The organism is Methylomonas sp. MS20 (assembly GCF_050275925.1).
GTDB lineage: Bacteria > Pseudomonadota > Gammaproteobacteria > Methylococcales > Methylomonadaceae > Methylomonas > Methylomonas koyamae_A.
The window spans coordinates 5256669-5280144 of the sequence record NZ_CP189962.1 but is presented as its reverse complement, the minus strand read 5'-3'; the positions used below and the strand labels follow the sequence as shown (position 1 = coordinate 5280144).

The 23476-nt window shown below is 54.8% G+C and carries 17 protein-coding genes and 1 pseudogene; 7 read left to right on the top strand and 11 right to left on the bottom strand.

Features of this window, described 5'->3' with window-relative positions:
* Position 1: 1 nt before the first annotated feature.
* Together ACQE3D_RS23515 and ACQE3D_RS23510 are read right to left on the bottom strand one after the other, a co-directional pair.
* Positions 2-946, bottom strand: a complete 945-nt coding sequence (locus ACQE3D_RS23515; RefSeq protein WP_427551310.1) for a CBASS oligonucleotide cyclase — start codon at positions 944-946, stop codon at positions 2-4.
* 157 nt (positions 947-1103) lie between these two features.
* Positions 1104-1310, bottom strand: coding sequence for a hypothetical protein (locus tag ACQE3D_RS23510; protein WP_427551309.1), 207 nt, complete (start codon positions 1308-1310; stop codon positions 1104-1106).
* Between the two features lie 672 nt (positions 1311-1982).
* Here ACQE3D_RS23510 and ACQE3D_RS23505 point away from each other — a divergent pair.
* Positions 1983-2852 (top strand): 8-oxoguanine DNA glycosylase, encoded by an 870-nt coding sequence (locus ACQE3D_RS23505; RefSeq protein WP_427551308.1) that lies wholly within the window; start codon positions 1983-1985, stop codon positions 2850-2852.
* On the opposite strand, the gene ACQE3D_RS23500 is transcribed toward ACQE3D_RS23505, so the two are convergent.
* The 6 genes and pseudogenes from ACQE3D_RS23500 to ACQE3D_RS23475 form a co-directional block, all read right to left on the bottom strand.
* On the bottom strand, positions 2787-3461 hold the full coding sequence (locus ACQE3D_RS23500) for a SagB/ThcOx family dehydrogenase (protein WP_427551781.1): 675 nt from the start codon (positions 3459-3461) through the stop codon (positions 2787-2789). The genes ACQE3D_RS23505 and ACQE3D_RS23500 overlap by 66 nt on opposite strands.
* On the bottom strand, positions 3448-4053 hold the full coding sequence (locus tag ACQE3D_RS23495; protein WP_427551307.1) for a 7-cyano-7-deazaguanine synthase: 606 nt from the start codon (positions 4051-4053) through the stop codon (positions 3448-3450). The genes ACQE3D_RS23500 and ACQE3D_RS23495 overlap by 14 nt, the downstream gene beginning before the upstream one ends.
* Positions 4050-5285, bottom strand: coding sequence for a PfkB family carbohydrate kinase (locus tag ACQE3D_RS23490; RefSeq protein ID WP_427551306.1), 1236 nt, complete (start codon positions 5283-5285; stop codon positions 4050-4052). Before ACQE3D_RS23490 ends, ACQE3D_RS23495 begins: the two co-directional genes overlap by 4 nt.
* A gap of 579 nt (positions 5286-5864) precedes the next feature.
* Positions 5865-6719, bottom strand: a pseudogene (locus ACQE3D_RS23485) (YifB family Mg chelatase-like AAA ATPase); the annotation flags it as partial.
* Between the two features lie 4 nt (positions 6720-6723).
* The gene (gene ubiK, locus ACQE3D_RS23480; protein WP_071159226.1) at positions 6724-6975 is read right to left on the bottom strand and encodes a ubiquinone biosynthesis accessory factor UbiK; all 252 of its coding nucleotides are present in this window, start codon (positions 6973-6975) and stop codon (positions 6724-6726) included.
* A gap of 5 nt (positions 6976-6980) precedes the next feature.
* Positions 6981-7562, bottom strand: coding sequence for a MarR family winged helix-turn-helix transcriptional regulator (locus ACQE3D_RS23475; RefSeq protein ID WP_064031394.1), 582 nt, complete (start codon positions 7560-7562; stop codon positions 6981-6983).
* A gap of 147 nt (positions 7563-7709) precedes the next feature.
* On the opposite strand from ACQE3D_RS23475, the gene ACQE3D_RS23470 reads away from it, so the two are divergent.
* Positions 7710-8939 carry an NADP-dependent isocitrate dehydrogenase gene (locus ACQE3D_RS23470; RefSeq protein WP_313730269.1) on the top strand — a complete coding sequence of 410 codons (1230 nt, stop codon included), beginning with the start codon at positions 7710-7712 and terminating at the stop codon, positions 8937-8939.
* Between the two features lie 118 nt (positions 8940-9057).
* Here ACQE3D_RS23470 and ACQE3D_RS23465 read toward each other — a convergent pair whose 3' ends face one another.
* Entirely contained in the window at positions 9058-9498 is a 441-nt protein-coding gene (locus tag ACQE3D_RS23465) for a winged helix-turn-helix domain-containing protein (RefSeq protein WP_313730270.1), read from the bottom strand.
* A 20-nt stretch (positions 9499-9518) separates the two neighbouring features.
* Positions 9519-10370: a YicC/YloC family endoribonuclease gene (locus tag ACQE3D_RS23460; protein WP_231883758.1), complete on the bottom strand. Its 852-nt coding sequence runs from the start codon at positions 10368-10370 to the stop codon at positions 9519-9521.
* A 54-nt stretch (positions 10371-10424) separates the two neighbouring features.
* On the opposite strand from ACQE3D_RS23460, the gene ACQE3D_RS23455 reads away from it, so the two are divergent.
* The 3 genes from ACQE3D_RS23455 (at position 10425) to ACQE3D_RS23445 (ending at position 12846) form a co-directional block, all read left to right on the top strand.
* Positions 10425-11327, top strand: a complete 903-nt coding sequence (locus tag ACQE3D_RS23455) for a serine/threonine protein kinase (RefSeq protein WP_064031390.1) — start codon at positions 10425-10427, stop codon at positions 11325-11327.
* Positions 11328-11799: 472 nt separating this feature from the next.
* Positions 11800-12156, top strand: coding sequence for a nuclear transport factor 2 family protein (locus tag ACQE3D_RS23450; protein ID WP_064031389.1), 357 nt, complete (start codon positions 11800-11802; stop codon positions 12154-12156).
* A gap of 42 nt (positions 12157-12198) precedes the next feature.
* On the top strand, positions 12199-12846 hold the full coding sequence (locus ACQE3D_RS23445) for a glutathione S-transferase family protein (protein ID WP_064031388.1): 648 nt from the start codon (positions 12199-12201) through the stop codon (positions 12844-12846).
* A 124-nt stretch (positions 12847-12970) separates the two neighbouring features.
* Here ACQE3D_RS23445 and ACQE3D_RS23440 read toward each other — a convergent pair whose 3' ends face one another.
* A complete protein-coding gene (locus ACQE3D_RS23440; protein WP_064031387.1) occupies positions 12971-13891 on the bottom strand; it encodes an EamA family transporter in 921 nt (306 codons plus the stop codon).
* Positions 13892-14908: 1017 nt separating this feature from the next.
* Here ACQE3D_RS23440 and ACQE3D_RS23435 point away from each other — a divergent pair.
* Positions 14909-15985: a helix-turn-helix transcriptional regulator gene (locus ACQE3D_RS23435; protein ID WP_197471880.1), complete on the top strand. Its 1077-nt coding sequence runs from the start codon at positions 14909-14911 to the stop codon at positions 15983-15985.
* A 206-nt stretch (positions 15986-16191) separates the two neighbouring features.
* Positions 16192-23445: a SpvB/TcaC N-terminal domain-containing protein gene (locus ACQE3D_RS23430; RefSeq protein ID WP_313730271.1), complete on the top strand. Its 7254-nt coding sequence runs from the start codon at positions 16192-16194 to the stop codon at positions 23443-23445.
* Positions 23446-23476: the final 31 nt, after the last annotated feature.

Here is a 23476-nt window from a genome sequence, read left to right as displayed (position 1 = left end):
CTCAATCCTCCACCTTAAAGCCCGGACCGAAAATCTCTTTCCAGACCGAATTGTCGTTCTCAACCGATGCGAAGTTGGCCGTTTCCCAAGCCTCTTGGGCTGCTGTGACGATCTCTTGCCGCTCCGCTTCAGAAATCCGGCTTGTAACGTTGTTGAGGCTATAAACCGGATCAAGGATTACGACCGGATCAGAAAAGACTCCGAACGGCGGTGTGTTTTCGGGGAAGCTGATTTGATCCTTTAGGCCTGATTGCGCGATGTAAAGTAGAAAGTTACGGAAGCGTTGCTCGATGCTGCCGTCTTTTCCCTGCGTGACGAGCACATGCGCCATGATCAACTCAATGGCAAAAGATTTGAGCGGTTTAACTTCGGCGTAGTTGCGCCACTTTTTCGCCATTCGGACTAAAGTGCGAAAATCGCCATCCTCGTTCTTGCGTTCCTGAACGAACTTAATTTGACAGGGCGCGCAGGTCTGAATTTTAGAGCCATCATGGATGTCGTATTGCCAGCCATAACCTGGCCGGGATTCATCCTCAATCACTGGCACAATATCGACGCTCAATCCCGTTCCAATGAAAGTCACAGTCGCAGCTTTGCGCTGGATTTCGAAATCTTCAACTGACTTGGTCGGATAGATTTTGATCAAAAGATCGTAGATCGTCGCACTAAGGCTATCGAGGGTTTCCTTGTTCGCGTCGCGGCCGGAAATGTAGAACACCACATCGACATCGACGGGATCGTAAGTTGTCTTCCTCAAAATTGTATATTTTGCAAAGGAACCGGCCTTCACGACCTTGGTAATTTTGATTTCAGTCTTGTCCCTAACATGCTTGCAGAGTTCGTCGATTAGTCGATCGACTTGGGCGTGGTATTCCTTGCGTTTATCCGCCGGTAGGCGAAGTACGTTGCTGTCGTAGTAGCGAAGCTCGGTGTTGGTTAGAGCCATTGTTTATCCCCGTGGTCCTGGAGTTGATCTAAACGACCGGGAACGGGCCGGCCTCCCTGCAGCGATAAAGGCGAACTTGGCAGTAAAAATGCCAAACGCGCCTTCAATATGGGGCGCTATTTGCCCTAATTCAAGAGAGCCGGTTTACAAAGTGATCCTAAAGTTGTGGGGTTCCAGAACTGACAATACTGTAGACATTCAAAGACTGGATAATCAAAGTCAATGTCTGTTGAATCGCTGCTTGCCCCAGGGAAACAGGAATTGAGGCGATGCCGTTAACTCGTTTACAGCGAGCAAATCGTGGAAGTTCAATTGGTTTGCCACCACTTGACATCATCGTCAAAATTGACGATGATTGATCCATGACGTATCCAGGCGGAAAAGGCAAGTGCTACCAACGGCTAATTAATCTCATGCCGGCACACACAACTTATATTGAATCTCACTTAGGTGGTGGAGCTGTGCTAAGAAACAAAAAGGCCGCTCAAATCAATTTTGGTATCGACGCAGACGGGGCGGTTATCGCAAAGTGGCGACAACGATATCCGAACTATTGCACTCTGATACACGGTGACGCCGTCTCATTCCTTGAGAAGTATGATTATCAAGGAGGGGAATTAGTCTACGCCGACCCCCCATATTTGCCCGAATCTCGAAGAAATTCGAAAATTTATCGGCATGAGTATTCATACAAGGACCACAGCCGACTATTGGACGTTCTAATTGCTTTGCCTTGCATGGTAATGCTTTCGGGTTACGACAACTCGATGTATGAGTTACGCCTAGGGAATTGGCGCAAAGCAACGTTTTTGTCGAAGACCCATGTAGATGTGCGTACAGAGTGTGTCTGGATGAATTTCCCTCCCCCAACCAAGCTTCATGACGCTTCATATTTTGGAGAGACATATCGCGATCGGCAGACGAACAAGCGCCGCCATCAGCGTTTGTTTGATCGGTTTGACCGTATGGAACCAATTGAGCGAGAGCACGTTTTGCGCGCACTCAATGCTCAGTACTTAACTGAGTCGAGACCCTCATGAGACAGTCCGCTGCAGTTTTCACAGGCGCCGCCGTAGTGCAAATCGAACTGCCGTCTTCTGACACCTTCGTTTTGCCAGGCATTCCTTGGGGGGCAATTGAAGCATTCCCTACTCCAGCCTATTGGACTTACCAAGTCATGGCACGTCGTATCACCGGGATGCCGCCACGACATCGATTAGGAAATACGCTTGCCGAAGAGGTTGGCGCCTGTCTCTTGGGCGGACATGGAATTCCGGCAAGTGTCGGCCTTGCCGCGTTTCGAAGACTCCAGGCACAGGGAATGTTCGCCAACGCTTCAACTGAATCAGATATATTTGACGTACTTTCCCAGCCTCTTGAAATCGATGGCCGTCAGATTCGATACCGATTTGTGAAACAGAAAGCCCGCTATTTGAGTACAGCGTTATCCCGCTTGTCTGCAGAAAACCCACCATTAGACAGTGGAAAAGCACTACGCCAATGGCTCATCCAATTGCCAGGTATTGGACTCAAAACAGCGTCGTGGGTCGCACGTAATTGGTTAGACGCGGACGATGTCGCAATTCTGGATATTCACGTACTGCGTGCGGGTGCGCTGGCGAAGTTCTTTGATGAAAACCTAACGGTAGAGAGGAACTATTTAGAGCTCGAGGAACAATTCATACGTTTTGCTCAGGCTATCGGCACCCGTCCTTCAGAGCTGGATGCCATTATTTGGTTTGAAATGATGTCCTCCCCTCGGACTATTACTCAATTGATGGGAGGGAGTCTAGCCGGAGTTCGTCCGCGCTCGCCGTCCGATGCTTTTGCGGCCAGTTCATCAAGAGGACGGGGTCGTTCCAACAAAAGCACCTCCGACGCCAGACAAACCCGGTTGTTCGAGTAGTTGACTTACCCAAGGTTCGCCAGTTACCCCCAAAGGACAAAAACTGAGATCAAGGGCTTCTGCAGCGATGGCTAATACCCCAAGCATCACGCCGGCATCTCTCCATACAAGGCTTGCAGAGGCCTCATACTTTGCCGCCGTCATCCCTGGTTCCGCCGCAAGGATGAACAACGTCGCTGATGGAGCAGTTACTATATTCTGCATTGAACTCTTCACTATTGTTGCATCCAGTTTACTGGGCGTTTCGTGTAATACATGTTGATTAGGATCGTAACGGTACCAACACTCTTCTTGGGGTAACAGTACAAGAAGGTGGATGGGATGAATCGCGCCGCCTGATGGGCATGGGCGCCGCGACAAAGGAAACCCTAAGTGGTCACTGCCTAATTCTCGAGTATGGCAAGATATCCAAAGTAAAGCGCCGAGCGAATCCAGACTAATATCGGAAAACTGGCGTCGCGTACGACGACGAAGCAATATATTGATTGCAGATTCTTGTTTTTCCTCGGCAGTAATTGTGAGGGGTAATTGAATTACGTTTCCCTTAGGCCACGTGATAGGTGTATAGCAATTGGGCACTGGACGGGGAAAAGGATTACCCAAGTCCATCCATTCCGCCATCGAGTTCATAAAGCACCTCAAAATACTTATTACATCCTCGACAGTTTGCACACGCAACGTTTGCTTTATGACAGCTGTGTGCCCAACCCAGGATATTTTTAGGAACGTCTGCGTATCGAATCAGTTCAGGAGTGGTCATATCGATTGCGGGAGCTCTAACTGTCATACCTCCTTCTTGGAGAGACAGTAAGGCATTCATGCTCTCCAGAAATTGTATAGTGCCATCTTGATGAGACTTATCGGATTTCACAGAACCAATCCAAATCGTCTTGACGCCCAAAGGTAGGGCTTTCATGGCTGCAAAGGTTAGTAGCATTTGATTTCGATAGGGCCACCAATCGCTGGCAGGGGCATATCCATCTGGAGGTGTACCTGCCATATCTCCCGAGCCTAGAGACCTGCAATCGACACGGACGACATGATGCTCAATGCCCAATTTCTCACAGATAACCTTTGATGCAGTTATCTCTGCCTCGGCGGCGAGCTGTCCGTAATCAATAGTAATACAGTAGTCTGGCCGTTTCCACCAGGCAACGGCCAGTGAATCCATTCCACCCGATAATAATAAAGCAGCACTCATAAACTACACGCGGTCCAAACTGCATGATAGATAGCGCTAACATAGTCATCACACATATGGCATGACGAACCCTGCATCATTTTTTTGTTTTCTTCGGACTCATTCTCACAATAAACGATCACAGGCTTATCTTTGGCGCGCGCGTATCCAATTTCATAAATTGTGCCTGAGTCCATACCGTCGCCAATAGCAAAAATAATGTCCGCTTTCTCGATGCCAACCAAGTCAAGCATCACCACATCATCTGCACTGCCGCAACCCACATCGTGATACGGTGAGAATACTTCAAGCCCCATGTCCGCTAGGTCTTTCCGCGCTTGCTCAACGATCCAGAGCTGAGCCAAAGTAAAGAAAGGACCTGCCAAATAGACAACCGGACGGCGCCCTTTTCTGAATGCTTCAGAAGGAACAATTGCTTCTGGAGTGAATGATTCAAATAGTTCAGGTATGGCAAAACCTTTGCTTTGGCAATAGTATGCTGTTGCTCGTGAGGCAAGGTCTGCACTTTCGGCGGCCGATTTCCCTTCCTCCATCCATCGCAATGCAAAATGTGCGGCAAAGTTATCCCCGGAACCTATTTTCCATACGGAGCGCGATCGATAGGCTGGAACTAGATTAGTTGACTTACCATCATGAACCAAAGCACCCAGTGGACCGCATTTAATGACTACAACTTGAGCATGACCATCAAGAATCAATGATTTGGCAATTGAGTCAGCTGATGTACTTTCCCCGCCACTCAATAACCGGGCCTCGCGATAATTAAGAATCAGAGCAAGTTCGTCTGCCGTAGATCCGTTTTGATGAAATGGCTCAGGCTTTGCCGGGCTCTGCGGGTCGTAAACAACTCTCTTGCCGTGAACAGATGCGCTGCCTTCCAGCATGCCGAAGCGTAAAACCTGTTCAGCCTGTACGCGTAGCGAAGATTGACGACTACCAAAACTATAAATGCGAGGAGTGGCTAAACCGTGGTCGTAATCAAAAAGGGTAGATTTTGGAATGCTTTCCCCTGAGAACTTAAACCCTTCAATGGCTGCTCGAGAAATTAATACCGGCTCAGTTATGGAATCATAATAAGTATGTAGTTCAACAAAGATCCCCATTGCCGCCATGGCGGATGCGGCTCGTCCTGCTGATCCGTATACCTCTTGCCACGCTGGTCGCATGCAGCGTTCACGATACACCCCGCCGACAACGGCGATAGCGTAAGTATTATCTATAGTTGAATTCATTGAGGACTAACACGCACACGGATTTGACCGTCGTTCTTTTCGGTGACTCTAGCAACGTACCGAGTGCCGCCCGCCAAACATTCAAGCAGCCGTCGTGTTTTCGGAGATGCCAACCCACCTGCAACCTTACCCTTATAGAATGCAACGACTACTGTGGTAGTCCCAATTGGCTGTGCCGAAATATCCAGCAGATCGCCAACTGAAATGTCCGAAATAACATCGGGTTTGGGGGAGCTAAGTTGTGTGTCAATTACTAACGTTTCACAACTTTCTTCACCTTCCCAAAAGCCGCTTCCAACGCCACTACTTCCATTCGATCCTGACATTTATTGTCCTCTTCATCGGTTAAAAATCGTAAATAATTGGTATATCTGGATTTGTGTTTTGGTGGTACAGGTTGCTTCTTGGCTTTGTGTTTGTTGGAGTCAAGAGTAAGCGGCCATAGTAGCTAATAGGTGAATGACAATTTCATCCGTACTCAGTCGCAAAAAGCGCTCATAATATAAGGTAGTAATTGCAAAATTGCCATAGTCGCATTTATTGGCCCTGAAATCTTGTTCAGTCGCATAATACGTTCCGGTTTACACCGCCGCCGACCAGCGCCGCGGCGGATGCGGTATGGTGCGGCGCTCGAAACGGCGGTTGCCGCCAGCGGCCGACGTCTAGTCCCTGGTCGCTGACCGAGGCGATCGCCGCCGTTTCCTGCGCTTGCTGTTCGCTGAGTTCCGGCAAAATCGTCGGCAACCGTGCCGCTAACATCGACTTCCCTGTGCCGGGCGGGCCTAGCATCAATAAGTTGTGGGCGCCGGCGGCGGCTATTTCCAGCGCGCGTTTGACGTGGAATTGTCCGTGAACGTCGGCAAAATCGATGTCGAATGCGGCCGTGGGCAGCCCAAATGCGTATGGCGCGGAGTCGATGGCTTGCCGGCCGGTCAGATGGGCGCAGATTTCCAGTAAAGTGCGGGCAGGCAGCAATGCCGCGTCTTGGATCAGACTGGCTTCGGCGGCGCAGGACACCGGCAAAATCAGTCGCCTGGCGGCGTTGCGGCAGTGAATCGCGACTGGTAGCGCGCCGGGTATCGGCCGCAACTCGCCGCCCAGTGCCAGTTCGCCGATACATTCGTATTGGTGAAGCGCGGTTTTCGGGATTTGGCCGGAGGCGGCCAGAATGCCGAGCGCGATAGCCAGATCGAAACGGCCGCCTTCCTTGGGCAAATCGGCCGGCGCCAGATTGACGGTGATCCGCGCGATCGGAAACTCGAATTGCGAATTGACGATCGCGCCCCTCACCCTATCCTTGCTTTCCTTGACGGCGGTTTCCGGCAAGCCGACGATGTTTAGGGCCGGCAAGCCGTTGGCGACATCGACTTCGACGGTGACCAGCGGGGCGTCTATGCCGGTGCGCCCCCGGCTGTACACCACTGCCAGCGACATCGGTTCAGTCTTTGGGAAGCCGCTGCTCCAACTCGGCAACGCGTTTTTCCAAGTCTTCGAGCTTGGCGCGGGTTTTGGCCAGTACGGCTTTTTGAACTTCGAATTCCTCGCGGCTGACCAAATCGAGCTTGGACAGGGCGCTTTGCAACAAGGCATGGATGTTTTTCTCCATGTCGTCCTTCAGATTATGCAGCCCAGGTGGGATAGCACTAGAGATGCGGTCGGCAAGGTTATCGATGGTCTTGGTATCGAACATGGCGGTTACTCTTCGTGGTGTGGATCGGAAAATGGCTGGTGATCGCGGCAAATCTTTTCGGTATCGCCGCGCGCCAGCGGTTGTTCAGTGAGGCCGCAATGATAATGGTTGGCCTCGACGGCAAAATGTCGACAAGAGCGGCACAGCCCAAAACTTTTGGAATTATTGACTTTTTGCAACACGCTCAACGTGGCTCGCAAGGCCTGACCTATCGTCTCGAACTCGCGTTCGCTGAGTTGGGTTTCGGCGTGCTTAAACACATCCAGCGGTTTCAAGTCTTCCAGCAGAGCGTACCCGGTTTCGGTCAGCGTCAGGTGTACTACCCGGCCGTCGACGGCATCGGTGGTTTTCTCCAAGTAATGCCGCCGCTCCAGAATCTGGATGGTCTGGGATACCGTACCCTTGGTCAAACCCAGATATTCCGCGACAGCCGCGTGGGTGTTGCTGTAATGATTGCATTTGGCCAAATAGTCCAGCACTTGGCCGTGCACCGGCTGCAAGCCGATCGCCGCGTATTTTTTGCGCTCTTCCGAGCGCAATATGGCGCTGATACGCTCTATCAGCTTAAAAGTCTCTAATTCCTGCATTGTTTCGATTCTAACACAGGCACTCGCACGCGGTGTGGCTTGCGCGGATAGCCGGATCAGATTCCCTCGAGTTACCGAATTGTCCGCACCGGTTCTCGAGGCGGCGGGCTATACTGGCGGCTTCTACCCATCCGATCGGAGGCCGCCATGCAGAAAATTACCGTCAATCAGCCGGTCGTCGAAATCGACGGCGACGAAATGACTCGCATCATCTGGCATTTCATTAAGGACCAACTGGTACTGCCTTATCTGGATCTGCCGATCGAATACTACGACCTGAGTATCACGCATCGCGATGCCACCGACGACCAAGTGACCATCGACGCCGCTCAGGCGGTCAAAAAATACGGTGTCGGTATCAAATGCGCGACGATCACACCCGACGAGGCCAGAGTCGAGGAATTCGGCTTGAAGAAAATGTACAAATCGCCCAACGGCACCATACGCAATATTCTGGACGGCACCGTGTTCCGCGAGCCCATTATCTGTAAAAACGTGCCGAGACTGGTGCCGAACTGGACTCAGCCGATTTGCATCGGCCGGCACGCGTTCGGCGATCAATACCGCGCTACCGATTTCGTCACCAAGGGCAAAGGCAAGTTAAGAATCAGCTTTACGCCGGATGACGGCAGCCCGGAGCAGAGCTTCGAGGTCTACCACTTCGACGGCGACGGCGTGGCCTTGGCCATGTACAACACCGACGAATCGATTGTCGGATTCGCTCGCAGCTGTTTTAACGTGGCCTTGGATCGCGGCTGGCCGCTGTACCTGTCCACTAAAAACACGATATTGAAAAAATACGACGGTCGTTTCAAAGACATTTTCGAGGCCATTTATCAGTCTGAATACCGCGATTTGTTTCAGGCTAAGGGCATTGTGTACGAACACAAACTGATCGACGACATGGTCGCCTCGGCGCTGAAATGGAATGGCGCTTTCGTCTGGGCTTGCAAGAACTACGACGGCGACGTCCAGTCCGATACCGTCGCTCAAGGCTTCGGGTCGCTGGGTCTAATGACCTCGACCTTGGTCACGCCGGACGGCAAAATCATGGAGGCCGAAGCCGCCCACGGTACCGTCACCCGCCATTACCGCATGCATCAACAGGGCAAACCGACCTCGACCAACCCGATCGCGTCGATATTCGCCTGGACGCGCGGCCTGGCGTTTCGCGGCAAATTGGATGGTAATACCGAGCTCATTCATTTCTGCGACTTGCTGGAAAAAGTATGCGTCGATACCGTCGAAGCAGGCTATATGACCAAGGATTTGGCTTTGTGCATTCATGGTGAGAACTTGAACGAGGACCAGTATCAAACGACCGAAGCGTTTCTGGAGACCTTGCGGGGTCGGTTGGAGCGGCGTCTGGCCGAGTGAGCGCTCAGGCTAATGGCGCGCTGATTGCGTTTTAGCCGCGGAGGCCGAGGCGTTTCAGACCGTGAGCTTAAAACCGACTCGGTCTTGGCCTCGGGCCGGCAAGATGGGGTAACAACATTCAGGTGCCTGATTCTTCAGTCTCGGCATCCGCCGGTAGCGTTTCCGCTGGGCTGATGGAATCGGCCGGGGCCATCAAGCCGTCGAACAGCGGCAAGTAGGCTCTGGCAGCCGATTTAGCCGCTTGATCCATTTTGCGATAGTTGGCCAGCACCTCCAGGCCGAACGGCGTCAGTTTGGCGCCGCCGCCGTGCCGACCGCCCTTGGCGGCTTGAACCAGCGGTTTGATAAAGCTGCGATTCATCACGTCGACCAGCAGCCAGGCGCGCCGGTAGCTCATGTTCATCGATTTGCCGGCGGCGTTGATCGAACCGGTGGATTGGATGGCTTCAAGCAAATCGGCCTTGCCCGGACCCATCGCGATTTCGCCGCAGTGCATCAGGCGCAATGTCAGTTTCAGGGTAGGATCGGCGTGGCCGGTTTTGGTGTCGTTAACACTCATGTGAATTCCGAATGGGCGGCTTATTCGACGTTTTGAATTTGTTCGCGCATTTGTTCGATCAGCACTTTCAAGTCTATCGAGATTTGGGTCATTTCCCGGTCGGCGGACTTGGACCCGAGCGTATTGGCCTCGCGGTTCATTTCCTGCATCAGGAAGTCCAGGCGGCGGCCGGCCGGCTCCGGCAATTTGAGGGTGCGTTGGACTTCGGCGACGTGGGTTTCCAAACGGTCCAATTCCTCGGCCACGTCCAATTTTTGCGCCAGCAGGACCAGTTCCTGTTCCAGACGGTCGAAGTTGGGATCCGCGACCATTTCGACGACCCGGCTGGTCAGCTTGCCGCGCAAGTTATGCAGGACATCCGGCATGCGTTTGTGCGCGGCTTCGACCAGCAAGGAGATTTTTTGGCAACGGTCGTCGATCAACTGTGCCAGTTGCGTCCCCTCGCGAGCCCGGGTATCCAGCATTTTTTCCAGTGTGGCGTTGAGCAACCGCAGGATAAGCTCGCGCAACGCTTCCTTGTCGATTTCGGTTTCTTGTTGCACGCCGGGAAAGCTTAAGACTTCCAGTGCCGAGAATGGCTGGGGATTGACCATGGCCGTTTCGATTTCGGCGGTTACGCTCAGCAACTTGCGCACGAATTCGTGGTTGACGTGCAAGCTTTGTTCGCCAATTTGTTTTTTGTAGCCGAGCGAGCATTCGATTTTGCCGCGTTTGAGTTTTTCCGAGATCAGGCGCCGAACCTCGGCTTCGGCGAAGCGCAAGCGTTCCGGCAATTTGACGCTGACGTCGCTATAGCGGTGATTGACCGAACGCAGCTCGCACAATAATGTCAGGTTGTCGGCGCTCAGCTCGCCGTCCGCGAAAGCGGTCATGCTTCTAATCATTTTTCACCTATAATCCAGAGCCTCAATCCGCGTTGCTTGCCCATGGCCGAATACTACGATCCCGAAACCTATCCTAAGCAGTGGAATTACCTGCAATCGGGCACCATTATAGATCAGTACATGATCGAGCGGGAATTGGCGCACGGCGGCTTCAGTTCGGTGTATCTGGCCAGGCAAATGGCCGATCAGGTACAAGTCGCGATTAAGGAATACCTGCCGCGCAAGCTGGCGCACCGCACCTGGAATAATGTGGTCGTGCCCAACGGCGACGAAGCCAAGGCGTTGTTCATGCGCGGCAGGGCCTTGTTTTTCGAGGAAGCCAAGGTATTGGCGATGCTCAAGCACCACAACATCGTCGACGTTATCAACTTCTTTCAGGCCAACGATACCGTGTACATGGTGATGGCCTACGACTACGGCGTCACCCTCGATAAAATTCTCCATAAACGCATGCTGCCGATCACCGAGGAATTCCTTTTGACCGTGTTTCGGCAATTGCTGACCGGTATCGAAGTCGTGCATCACAAGGGATTGGTACACTTGGACATCAAACCCGCCAACATTTTGATCCGTAGCGGCAACGATCCGCTGTTGCTGGATTTCGGCGCGATTCGCAAGATCTCGCTGTCGCCGCAACGCAGTCGAGCCAAGGTGCTGACCAACGGGTATTCGCCGATCGAACAATACGATAGCCAAGGCAATCTGGGACCTTGGTCCGACCTGTATGCGGTGGGCGCCAGTATGCGCGCCTGTTTGGATTGCCGGATTCCGATGTCGTCGCCCGACCGGGTCAAGCAAGACGATTTGCCGCCGGCCGTCAAGGCTTTCAAACGCCGTTACCCGGAATATCTGCTAAAGGCCATCGATTGGGCGATGGCGGTGTTTCCGGAACACCGTCCGCAAAGCGTCGCGCAAATGCAGGCGGCGCTGAGCCCGGCGGGTTAACGCGGCGTTCTTGGATCAAGTTACCCGATGCCGTCCGAGCCGGGCCTATGACGGCCGGCGAGTTTTTCTGAGGATGGCGGCTTCAGTTGTCGTCGCGAGGGATCGTTGGTAATGGGACGTGTCGGGTGTTTGCTCGGCGATCTTCGGATGGTATTTCAGAGGGTATTACGTATGATAAGTCCCTCCTGCGGTAGTCCTACGCCGGCGGACGGACATTCGCTAGGCGCGGTATCGCCGGCTGGCCCGAGCTTCTAGCCACCTGAAATAATCGGTAGAATATGCGCGCTCGCCGCAGTTTGGCTCTCTGGCCGGCCTGCCGAGCAGAAGACGGTTTTCGTCCCGGAATACCAACAATCCCCGCAGTGTGGAAACGGTTTCGGACGCGATAGCTAGCGGCCATGCGGTAACGTTTGATAAACGCATCAGCGCCGCGGACTGATTCGACAAGCACTCTCTCTTCAAGGGACGCCCAATGACCGAAGAATTTGCAGACCGCTTCGCCGCAGAATGGTTGCAAGCTTGGAACGACCGCGACCTGGCGCGTATCCTAGGCCATTATGCCGACTCAATCGAGTTTACCAGCCCGTTCGCGCAGGCTTTGCTGGGCGAAGCGAGCGGCACGGTAGTCGGCAAACCGGCCTTGCGGGACTATTTCCGGATCGGCCTAGGCAAATATCCCGATTTGCACTTCACGCTATTGCACGCATTGCCCGGCGTTGCTAGCCTGACCCTAGTTTACCGTAGCGTTAACGACTTGCTGGCCGCCGAAGTCATGGAAATCGATCAGGATGCCAAAATCACCCGCGTCAACGCGCATTATCGGCGTTAGCGCTCCGCGTTGATCCTTTTTGTTCGTCAGGAGCTAATCGACATGAGTCTGAGCTTAATCATCGGCAATAAGAAATATTCGTCCTGGTCGCTACGGCCCTGGCTATTTTTGAGACACCATGACATCGAATTTCAGGAAGTACGCATCCCGCTTTACCAGGCGGGCTCGAAAGCCGAAATCCAGCGCTACTCGGCGGCCGGCAAGGTGCCGGTGTTATGGGACGGAGAACTGCCTATTTGGGATTCTCTGGCGATTTTGGAATATTTGGCCGAGCGATTTCCGCAAACCCAAGGCTGGCCGGAAGACTTCGCCGAACGAGCACTGGCGCGCGCGTTGGCGGCCGAGATGCACAGCGGTTTCATGGCGTTGCGCGAACATTGCGGGATGAACGTCAGCCGGACGCCGGCCGCCAAAGCGCTGCCAGACGCCGCGAAGGCCGACGCGGCGCGGATCGACGCGATCTGGCGAGAATGCCGGCAACGCTACGCAGAGCGTGGACCTTGGCTGTTTGGCCGCTTCACAATCGCCGATGCGATGTTCGCGCCGGTCGCGTTGCGCTTTCAGGCTTACGCCCTCCCCCACGGACCGGAATCTCGGGACTACATCGAAACCGTGTTGGCGGAGCCCGCCATGCAAGAATGGCTGGCGGCCGGTCGCGCCGAAACCGAGGTGTTGCCGCAGTTCGAATAAGCCGCTTGTCTCGACGTCCAGACGAAAACAGCATAGCGCTGTGTAAACAGAAAGCGCTAAGCCCACGCGAGCTAGCGCTAGCTTGCGGCGATGTTTTTTTAAAACCAGTGCCAACGACGGTGCATCAGTCGTCCCCGCGCCGGGCCGCTTGCGGTTTCGGCCGCGCGGCACGCGAGCTATTCATGAAGAGGATAGAGCCGATGATGATTGCCGACGCGCCTAGAATACGTGGCGTCAGCGGCTCTTGGGCGAACCAATTTCCCAAAAACACCGCGACCAGCGGATTGACGTAGGCATACGTCGCCACCAGCGAGATCGAGGCGTTCTGCAACAACCACGCATAAGAGGCGAAACCGATCATCGAACCGAACACGATCAGGTAGGCCAATGCCAGCCATGACTCGGTGGATACCTCGGCGGGATCGAAAGCGCGCCACTCTTGGCCGAGCAGGCTGACCAGCAACAAGGCCATTCCGCCGCTCAGCATTTCCGCGCCGGTCGTCATCAAGGCCGATTTCGGCAAATCCGCGCTCTTACTGTAGATCGAACCGATCGCCCACAGCAAACTAGCCAACAGCAACGCCGCCACGCCGAAGATGTTTAACGGCATGCTTTCGGTATCCGCCGTCGGTCCGACCAGCAGATAAATGCCGGAAAAGCCGATGACCAAGCCAACGAGTACGCGCGGCGTCGGTCGGACGCCGTTCGGCCGAAGAGCGTCGGCAATCACCAGAAACATCGGCACGGCGCCGATGATCAGCGCGGTGAGCCCGGACGCCACGGTTTGCTCGGCCCAACACACCAAACCATTACCGCCGAGTAACAACAAGGTACCGACTATAGCGGCCGAACGCCACTGTCGTCCGGTCGGCGCGGCATCGCCGGCCAGCCGCCGCCAAGCCAGTAAAATCAGACCGGAAACGACGAAGCGAAAGCCCGCCGATAAGAAAGGCGGCAGCGTTTCGACGACGAAACGGATCATCAAATAGGTCGAGCCCCACACCAGATAGACCGCCAGCAACGCGGCCCAAATTTTCGCCTTCATCGCGCGCAAAACCGCGGGTCTCCGGGGCCTGAGCGCGTTGGTGCCCGCCGGCCCCCAAACGCCGGGTAAGGTCGCCAGAGATTCAAGTCCGGACGTTGGTTGGGCTTGGTTAAATCGGCATACGCTACAGCCTCGGCGGGACCCGCCAAGGCGGGTTCGATCGTCGACGCTGCGTCGATTCGATCAGTCGAAACGTTGCTATGCCAAAGAATCCGTGTTTCCGGGTAGCCGATCGGATGGTGTCTCGAAAACAAGCCGGGATACCGGGTTTGAGAGGCATTGTTGTGACGGTCGAAAGTCGTGGCCGGAGCCATCGATCGATCTTCGCGCTGAGCATTTGCTTGCATTGGGTTCTAGGAATCGTTAGGCGTGAAAGTGGAGTGGGCTAAGGCACGCGCCCAGGTTGGTCTCGCACATAAAAGTCGCAAGTTTACCCTGAGTTGGTCAATGACGGGGGAAGCGCAGAGGAGCGTCGTTTCGATCAACTCCCCTTTGGACCATGTGAAACCGCCCCGATTAAATCAAGCGAAATAAGTGGGACAAGGGTAAAGGCTTATCTGGTTCTGCAATAACAAATTTCAATGTATCGGTGAAAAGCTTATATCGGCTATTCGCAGCTTCCAAGTTAGCCGCCGGGCTACCAAAACGCTCAAACGGCCTAAGTGTCCTCCGAGACACAGCTACAACGAGTCGCTTTGAAGACCATTTATTTTAGCGGCTTGAAATAGGCAAGCAATTTAGCGGAGTACCCGCGTATTTTAAGTGGTTATGTCGCGTGCGAATGGGTATTTAATATGTGAAATATTACCTTGCATATAATCTGAACTCTGCATCGCGCTTAAATTCAACGATTTTATTTGCTTCGGGGATATGTTCTGCAAGAAACTGCACGCGTGTCCACTAAGGCTGTGCGCTATTTACCAAGACAGTCCGCAGTTTGAGATTTACATTAAACGCCGGAAGCTAAATCGCATTGCGATATTAGTTAATTTTTCACATCGTAAAAGAGAATGTCGTATGAGAAAAAGTCACGCATTGGCCTATTTACGCCAAATTTGTTGCTCAAATTTAAGTAGTGAATTAATCACGACTGAGTTTCTGCGAGCGATTCCGAATCTTATTCAATCGAATAGTAATACTTTTTCGGTATGCGATCAGCAACTACGCTCTATTTATCACCTGACGGGATTCGATTTAGGGTATCTGGCGCTCGCTGTTCCGAACGTATTAAGGGATCACCATACCAAGGAGCGACTCGTTCGGGTCGCCAATTGGTTTCGGCAATCGCCAACGCTTGACGACCCTCGTATCGTGGATGATCAATTTTACAAATCCGATGTCTACAATATTATTTATCGAGCCTTCGATATGCATTACACGAGCTGGATTAAAGTGCCTATTAACGACAGTCAGGTTGGCGTGTTGGGTTTATATCGGTCAAAAAAACAGGCCGATTTTAGCAGCGGCGATCGAAATCAAATAACCAGCTTAATCGCCTATCTTTCGCACGCCTATCAGGCAAAGCCTAACCAAGCCACCGAGTATGGAAACACCGCATCCCAGGGAATGTTAATTATGAATCCGGAGGGGAGGTTAATTTATCAATGTCCGGAAGCTAAACGCTTAATACAGTTAGCCGATACGCCAAGAACATTGATTGACAGGCGCCAGAATAACCGGCTACTGGAAAATCTAAAGAAACTAGCTGATGATCTAGTCAGTATCCATCGCGGCAAAGAGAGCGCCATCCCGGCATTCGATCGCGTAAACCCCTACGGCGCCTTTAGCTTTAAAGGTTATTGGTTAAATAATCTCGATTCAGACAGTAACAATATGATTGGCGTCACCGTGAAATACCGTGAGCCAATCGAGTTAAAGTTATTAAGGGCTGTTCGGAACTTTCCGTTGTCGCCGACGCAAAAGGAAGTCGCGATGTTATTGGCCAAAGGCATATCGTTCGAGCAAATTGGTCGAAAACTGCATATTAAGCAAAATACCGTGAAAGACCACGCCGGAAAAATATATTTAAAACTGAATATCCGGCAGCGCGGCGATTTATTGCCTTTGCTTCTGAGCGTCAACTCTGTTCATTGATTAACGAACCCGGCGGGTTAAGGCTGTAGCGAATTGGCATACGCGGACCCGACTAGAGGACAGTTTTGCCCAAATACCCCCTTTGCAGAGGATGTTTGGGCAAGGTTGCGTTGTATACGCTATGGCCTAAGTCAATGCGTTAGGCCTGTTTAGCCTATGCCTTAATCTGAAAACCGCAACGATACGACCAAATTTTCGGTACCTAAATGAGCAACAAATCAGGCACATCCAGTCAAATCATCGGCTTGCCGCAAGGCGGCGGGGCAATTCATGGCTTAGGCGAAAAGTTTTCTCCCGACTTACATACCGGCACCGGGAACTTCAGCGTACCGATTGCGCTGCCTTCCGGGCGCAACGGCTTCCAACCGCATTTGACGCTCGGTTACAGTACCGGTAGCGGCAACGGCCCGTTCGGATTTGGCTGGGCACTGAGCGTGCCTGGCGTGATGCGTAAAACGTCCGGCGGTCTGCCGCGCTACGACGACCGTAGCGACACCTTCTTGCTGTCCGGCGCGGAAGATTTGGTACCGGTCAACGAAGCCAGCGGCATTACCCGTTACCGCCCTCGTTCGGAAGGGCTGTTTGCCCGCATCGTTCATCGCCGCGATAAGGTACGTGACTATTGGCAAGTCTCGAGCAAGGACGGTCTGGTCAGTTACTACGGTTCCGCGGCAACCGCCGCGCCGGAACTGGCGACGATTGCCGACCCGAACGACCGGCAGCGAATATTCGCCTGGAAACTCAGCCAAACCGTCGATCCCTTCGGCAATCGCATCGACTATGTCTACGAACGCGACCATCAGCCGGAAGGCGCTACGCGCCGTTGGGATCAACTTTACCTATCCGAATTGCGCTACGCGGACTACGGCGATCCCGCCAATCCGCACTTCCTGGTCCGGGTGCGTTTTGTTTACGCAGACCGCCCGGACCCTTTTTCCGACTACCGCGCCGGCTTCGAGGTACGTACGACGCGCCGCTGCGTTCGGATCGAGATCTATACCCAAGCCGATCAAGAAAGGCTGACTCGCAACTATCATTTGGACTATCTCGATCAACTTGGTGACGCGGATTTGCCGGCCAACGGGGCTTCTTTACTTGCTCGGATTCGCGTCGAAGGCCGCGACGGACAAGCTACGGAGTTTCTGCCGCCGTTGACTTTCGACTACAGCCGTTTTCAACCAAAGGCGCAAACCTTTTTTGCCGTAAGAGGCCCATTGCCGGCGGCGTCGCTAGCCCATCCCGAATACGAATTGGCCGATCTGTTCGGTAACGGTTTGCCGGACATCGTGCAACTGAACGGTACCGCCCGCTATTGGCGTAATCTTGGCGATGGCCGTTTCGCCGAGCCGCGACCCATGGCCGACGCGCCGGCCGGCTTGAATTTGGGTCAGGCGGGCGTGCAATTGATCGATGCCGACGGCGACGGCCGTATCGATTTGCTGGTGCACCGAGACAATCTGTCCGGCTATTTCCCGTTGCGCTACGACGGCCTATGGGATAAAAGCGCCTTTCGCCGTTATACCGTGGCCCCCAGCTTTAACTTCCAGGACCCAGAAGTCAAACTGGTCGATCTGACCGGCGACGGCGTGACCGATGCCATTCGCAGTAGTAACCGCCTCGAAGTTTTCTTCAACGACCGCAATGTTGGCTGGCAGGCCAGCCGGGCTGTCGAACGTCAAGCCTTGGAGCGCTTCCCCAACGTCAATTTCTCGGATCCGCGCGTCAAATGGGGCGATTTCAGCGGAGACGGTCTGCAAGACATCGCACTGATTCATGACGGCAACGTCAGCTATTGGCCCAATCTTGGATACGGCGATTGGGGCGCTCGCGTCGCGATGGCGCATAGTCCGCGATTGCCCTACGGTTACGACCCGAAACGGATCTTGATCGACGATATCGACGGCGACGGACTGGCCGACATCGTCTACGTGGACGATCGCAAAGTCCTGATCTGGATTAATCAGAGCGGAAACCGGTGGAGCGACCCCATCGAAATCACCGGCACCCCGGCGGTTACCGACATCGATGCGATTCGCCTGGTGGATTTACTGGGCAGCGGCCATCGCGGCTTGTTGTGGAGCCGCGATGCCGACGGCTCGGGCCGGCCGCCGATGTATTTCCTGGATTTTTGCGGCGGCGTCAAGCCGTATTTATTGACGCAAATGGACAACCACATGGGGGCGCTGACCCAAGTCGCTTACGCGCCGTCCACGCGTTTTTATCTGGAGGACCAAGCGCATCCGGCCTATCGTTGGCAAACCCCGCTGCCGATGCCGGTGCAAGTGGTTGCCAAGGTCGAAGTCATCGACCAAATTTCCCAAGGCAAACTCACCAGCGAATACCGTTACCGCCACGGCTATTGGGACGGTGCGGAGCGCGAATTTCGAGGCTTCGGCCGGGTCGATCAGCTCGACAGCGAAGTCTTTGCCGACTTTCACGGTAGTGGACTGCACGGCGGGCGAGCTTTTGAAGCGGTGGGCGCCGAACAGTTTTCGCCGCCGCTGGAAACCCGCACTTGGTTTCATCAAGGACCGGTCGGGGACGAATTCGGCGATTGGCGGGAACTGGACTGCCGGTCCGAATTTTGGCCCGGAGATACCAACGCCTTGGACCGCCCGGCGGCCGTCACCGCCAAGCTCAATTCGCTACCCAGGCGGCGTAAGCGCGACGCTCTCAGAGCGTTACGCGGCAGCGTTTTGCGCACCGAGTTGTATGCGCTGGACGGTAGTGAACGGGAAAATCGGCCCTACACCGTCACCGAACACCTTCAGGGAGTGCGCGAAGAAGTTCCGCCGCCGAACGATAGCGGCCGACCGGGGATTTATTTCGCCTATGGGTTGGCCGAACGCACCAGCCAGTGGGAGCGCGGCAACGAGCCGTTGACGCAATTGGCATTCACGGCCGAACCCGATCAATACGGCCGCTCGACCGCGGCATTGGCGATTGCCGTGCCGCGCGGCCGCGATTACCGGTCGGCAGCTTCCGGCCCGGTATCGCCTTATCTGGCGACCGTTAGCGAAACCGTATACGCGAAACGCGACGACGACCGGCGCTACCTGATCGACCGGACCGTCAAGATCAGCCAATACCAAGTGATCAACGACGGAAAACTATCGGCGTCGATGCTGTGGAGTGCCGTGCAATCCGGCAAAGCGGCCAGCCAGTTGTTCGCGCAAACCTTGAATTTCTACGACGGGCCGGCGTTCGCCGGTTTGCCGTTCGGGCAATTGGGCGATTTCGGCGCACTGACCCGGACCGAGAACCTGGTATTCACCGACGCGCAATTGAAAGTCCTCTACGGTGCGGCCGACCCGATTGCCGATCCGGCTCCCGGCGATCAATCCCTGGCCGGCATCGGCAAGCACGCGGGAGCGGCCGAAGGGATGACCCATAAAGCATCGCGACGATCCGCCGCGTCTCTGGCCCTTCTCACGATCCCCCCCTATCTGCAACCGGCCGGCGCGACCTGGAACGACGACTATCCCGCCGAGTTTCATACCCTACCCGGCTTAGTCGGTTACGTTTACCGTCCTAGCGGCGCCGGCGCGATGTCGGCGCCGGGCTATTTCGTTGTGACGGCCGCGCATGCTTACGATTTTCAAAGCGACAATGCGTCGGGCAAACCTCGCGGGCTGTTGTTACAGCAGCGCGACCCGCTAGGCCGCGCGACAACGATTGCCTACGATGTCTACCAATTGTTACCGGTTCGAGTCCTAGACCCGTTGGGTCTGATGGTCGAAGCCGAATACGATTACCGCGTCCTGCAAGCCGCATGCGTTACCGACCCTAACGGCAATCGCAGCCGAGCGCGCTTCACGCCGCTGGGCCTGCCTCGAGCCACACTGATACAAGGTAAGGCGGATGCCGCCGAGGGCGACATCGATAGGCCCAGTATCGAGATGGAGTACGACTTGACGGCGTTCGGCGAACGCGGCCAACCGGTCTCGGTGCGTACTCGCCGCTATCAATATCACGACAGCGACAGTGACGTACCGCTGCCGCAACGCGACGAAACTATCGACAGCGTCGAATATTCCGACGGCTTCGGTCGCTTGCTGCAAACCAGGGTGCAGTCGGAAGAGATTCGCTTCGGCGACGCCACGTTCGGCGGCGGCATTTTGCCTATCGATCAAGCCGACGCCGCCGGCACCAAGTTGGCGTTTACCGGCGACCGCAACGCCGAGGCCGACCAACCCAACGTGCTGGTCAGCGGTTGGCAGATTTACGACAACAAGGGTCGGGTGGTCGAAAAATACGAGCCGTTTTATAGTCGGGGTTGGGTTTACGCCGCACCCGGCGAAGCGCAGCTCGGCCAAAAGGCGATCATGAGCTACGATCCGCGCGGTCAGGTAATCCGCACCTTGAACCCGGACGGCTCCGAGCAACGGGTGATTTACGGCGTGCCTACCGACTTGGCCGAGCCCGAGCAATTCGCGCCGACACCTTGGGAAGCCTATACCTACGACGCCAACGACAACGCCGGCCGCACCCATGCCGCGACGTCGCAAGCCTTCCAAAGCCACTGGAACACGCCGGCCAGTATACTCATCGACGCGTTGGGCCGCACCGTGCAGGCCACGGCGCGGAACGGCGCCAGTCCGGCCGATTGGTATGTCACCCGGTCCGACTACGATATTCGCGGGAATTTGCTCAGCGTTACCGACGCATTGAACCGAGTCGCTTTCCGTTACGACTACGACTTGTTGAATCGGCCTTGGCGCACGGAGAGTATCGATGCCGGCCTGCGGCGCACGGTACTGGATGCGATCGGCAATCCGCTCGAACAACGCGACGGCAAGGGCGCGTTAACCCTGCACGGTTACGACGAAGGGAATCGTCCGAACCGGCTGTGGGCCAGGGACGGCCTCAACCAAACGTTGACGCTACGCGAAGTGTCGATTTACGGCGACCGGCCAGAATCGGGTTTGAGCGCGGATGCGGCGCGGCGGCAAAATCTGCTCGGCAAGTTGGTTCAACACTACGACGAAGCCGGATTAGTCAGCGTGCCGGGCTACGACTTCAAAGGCAATCCGCTCAGCCAAAGCCGGCAGGTGCTTAGCGACGCCACGTTGCTGAGCGTTTACCAAAACGGCGCCGCGCGCAATTGGGCCGTCGACGCATATCGCATCGATTGGCAGGCGCCGGCAGGCACCACGCTGGCCGCGCATGCGCAAACCCTGTTGGATGCTAACGTCTACGAAACGACCTCAAGCTTCGATGCGCTGAACCGTGTCAAGCGCACGCAATATCCCACAGACGTGACCGGCCAACGCCAGGAGCTTTTGCCGCTCTACAACCGGGCCGGCGGCTTGGCGCAAGTCAAACTGAACGGCCAGCTATTCGTGCAACAAATTGCCTATAGCGCCAAGGGCCAACGAGTGTTGGTAGCCTACGGCAACGGCGTGATGAGCCGCTATGCTTACGATCCACGGACCTTTCGCTTGTCGCGGCTACGAACCGAGCGCTACAGCCAACCGGAAGCCGATCGTTACCAGCCGAATGGCGAAGCCTTGCAGGACTTTGCCTACCGCTACGATCTGGTCGGCAATATCTTGCAAATCGAAGACCGCGCCCAGGGCAGCGGCATCTTGAACAATCCGGCCGCCGCCTCGGTCGCCGACAATGCCCTCAAGCAACTGCTCGCGTCCGGCGATGCTCTACTGCGCCAGTTTGCCTACGATCCGATTTACCGGCTGCTGTCCGCCACCGGCCGCGAGTGCGACCAAGCGCCGGAAACGCCACCCTGGCTGGATCAGCCGCGTTGCACCGACCTGACCCGTACTCGCGCCTATAGCCAGCAATACCGCTACGACGCGCTGGGCAATATGCTGGAAATGAAGCACCAATTAGCCGACGGCGCTCGCAACCGGGTGTTTACCAATGCCGCCGGCAATAACCGCTTGGACACGGTGACGATAGGCCAAGGCGTTTACCGCTACGCCTACGATGCCAACGGCAACATGCTGTCCGAACATCAAACCCGCCGGTTCGATTGGGACCACGGCGACCGTCTAAAAGCCTTCCGAATTCAGGTGGCCGGTAGCGAGCCTTCGGTACACGCGCAATATCTGTACGACGCCGGCGGCATGCGGGTGAAAAAACTCACTCGCAAGCAGGGCGGCGAGTATACCGTTACCGTCTACATCGGCGGCTTGTTCGAATACCACCGCGCGGTGCAAGGCGCCACCGTCCAGGAAAACAACACTCTGCACGTCATGGACGACCAGTCGCGCATCGCGCTGGTCAGAGTCGGCACGCCTTTCCCAGACGACACTACTCCGGCGATCAAATACCACTTGGGCGATCATCTAGGCAGTAGCCATGTGGTCATCGGCGGCGACGGAGTCTGGCTGAACCGTGAGGAATACACGCCATACGGGGAAACCAGCTTCGGCAGTTTTGCCAGGAAACGCTACCGGTTTACCGGCAAGGAGCGGGATGAGGAAAGCGGCTTGAATTACCACGCGGCGAGGTATTACGCGGCGTGGGTAGTGAGGTGGCTGAGTGCTGATCCGTTGGGATTGGTGAGTGGACCATCGCTATATCAGTATTCATCCAGCAATCCGATAATAAATATCGATCCCAGAGGAACAGATGAGAAAAGTGTGGTCGCCTCCGCTACTACAAATGAATATGTGCCGCCTGTCGGGGCACCTGATCGAAAATCGCTGCCAGAAACGAGCCCGGAAGTACTTGGTCGGGAAGATTTGGATACTATTTTTCAAAACAATCTGACACTTCGATCACGTGTAGAAACCGTGTCGAAGGAACTCGATATAGATCCAGGGCTTCTAGGTGCATCGCTACTTGCCGAGTCTGGCGCTTCCACTTGGTCTGAAAAGGCAGGCTCAGTGCCATCGGAGATACTTGGAATGGACGACTGGTTTGACCCAAATTTATCGAAGGGGTTGAAAGCCATCATTACAGCTCATCCGGCTCTTGGAATAAAGTTTACCGATGTAAAGGCTACTGGGGATACTTGGGACACCTCCACTGAAAAAGCCGGAGGTAATAGTAAGCCGAGAGGTCTATTGCCGTCAGAAAAGGCAGTGACGGCGTTTGGAGTCTATTTCAAGATGCAAGAGAACATGCTGCGGGATAAGCTTTCGCGCGATGCTTCATCCCAAACCTTGGATGATCTCGATCCAGAAAAGCGATTCACTGTGCTTAGAGTCGCTCTTAACGCGGGAATCGTTCCAGCTACAAAACTTTTCTCCCGCCTTGCAGGTGGCGACGACATCCCACGCTCAGGCAAAACAACACGCGATCCAAGAAATGCAACTCGAACGGCGGTGCTACACACCGCGCGGGCTATTCATCTGGACCAGGCTATATTTGGTCGCTCGCCTAGTGAATATAGACCAATCAATAGTGGCATATCCAACAGTGAGGCTGCTGCTGTTTTTAATCTACCTTATTTGAAAAATCTTCCAAATTATATAGTTCCGCGGCACTACTGAGTCAAACAGTTCATCTTTCGAGCCTTCGCAA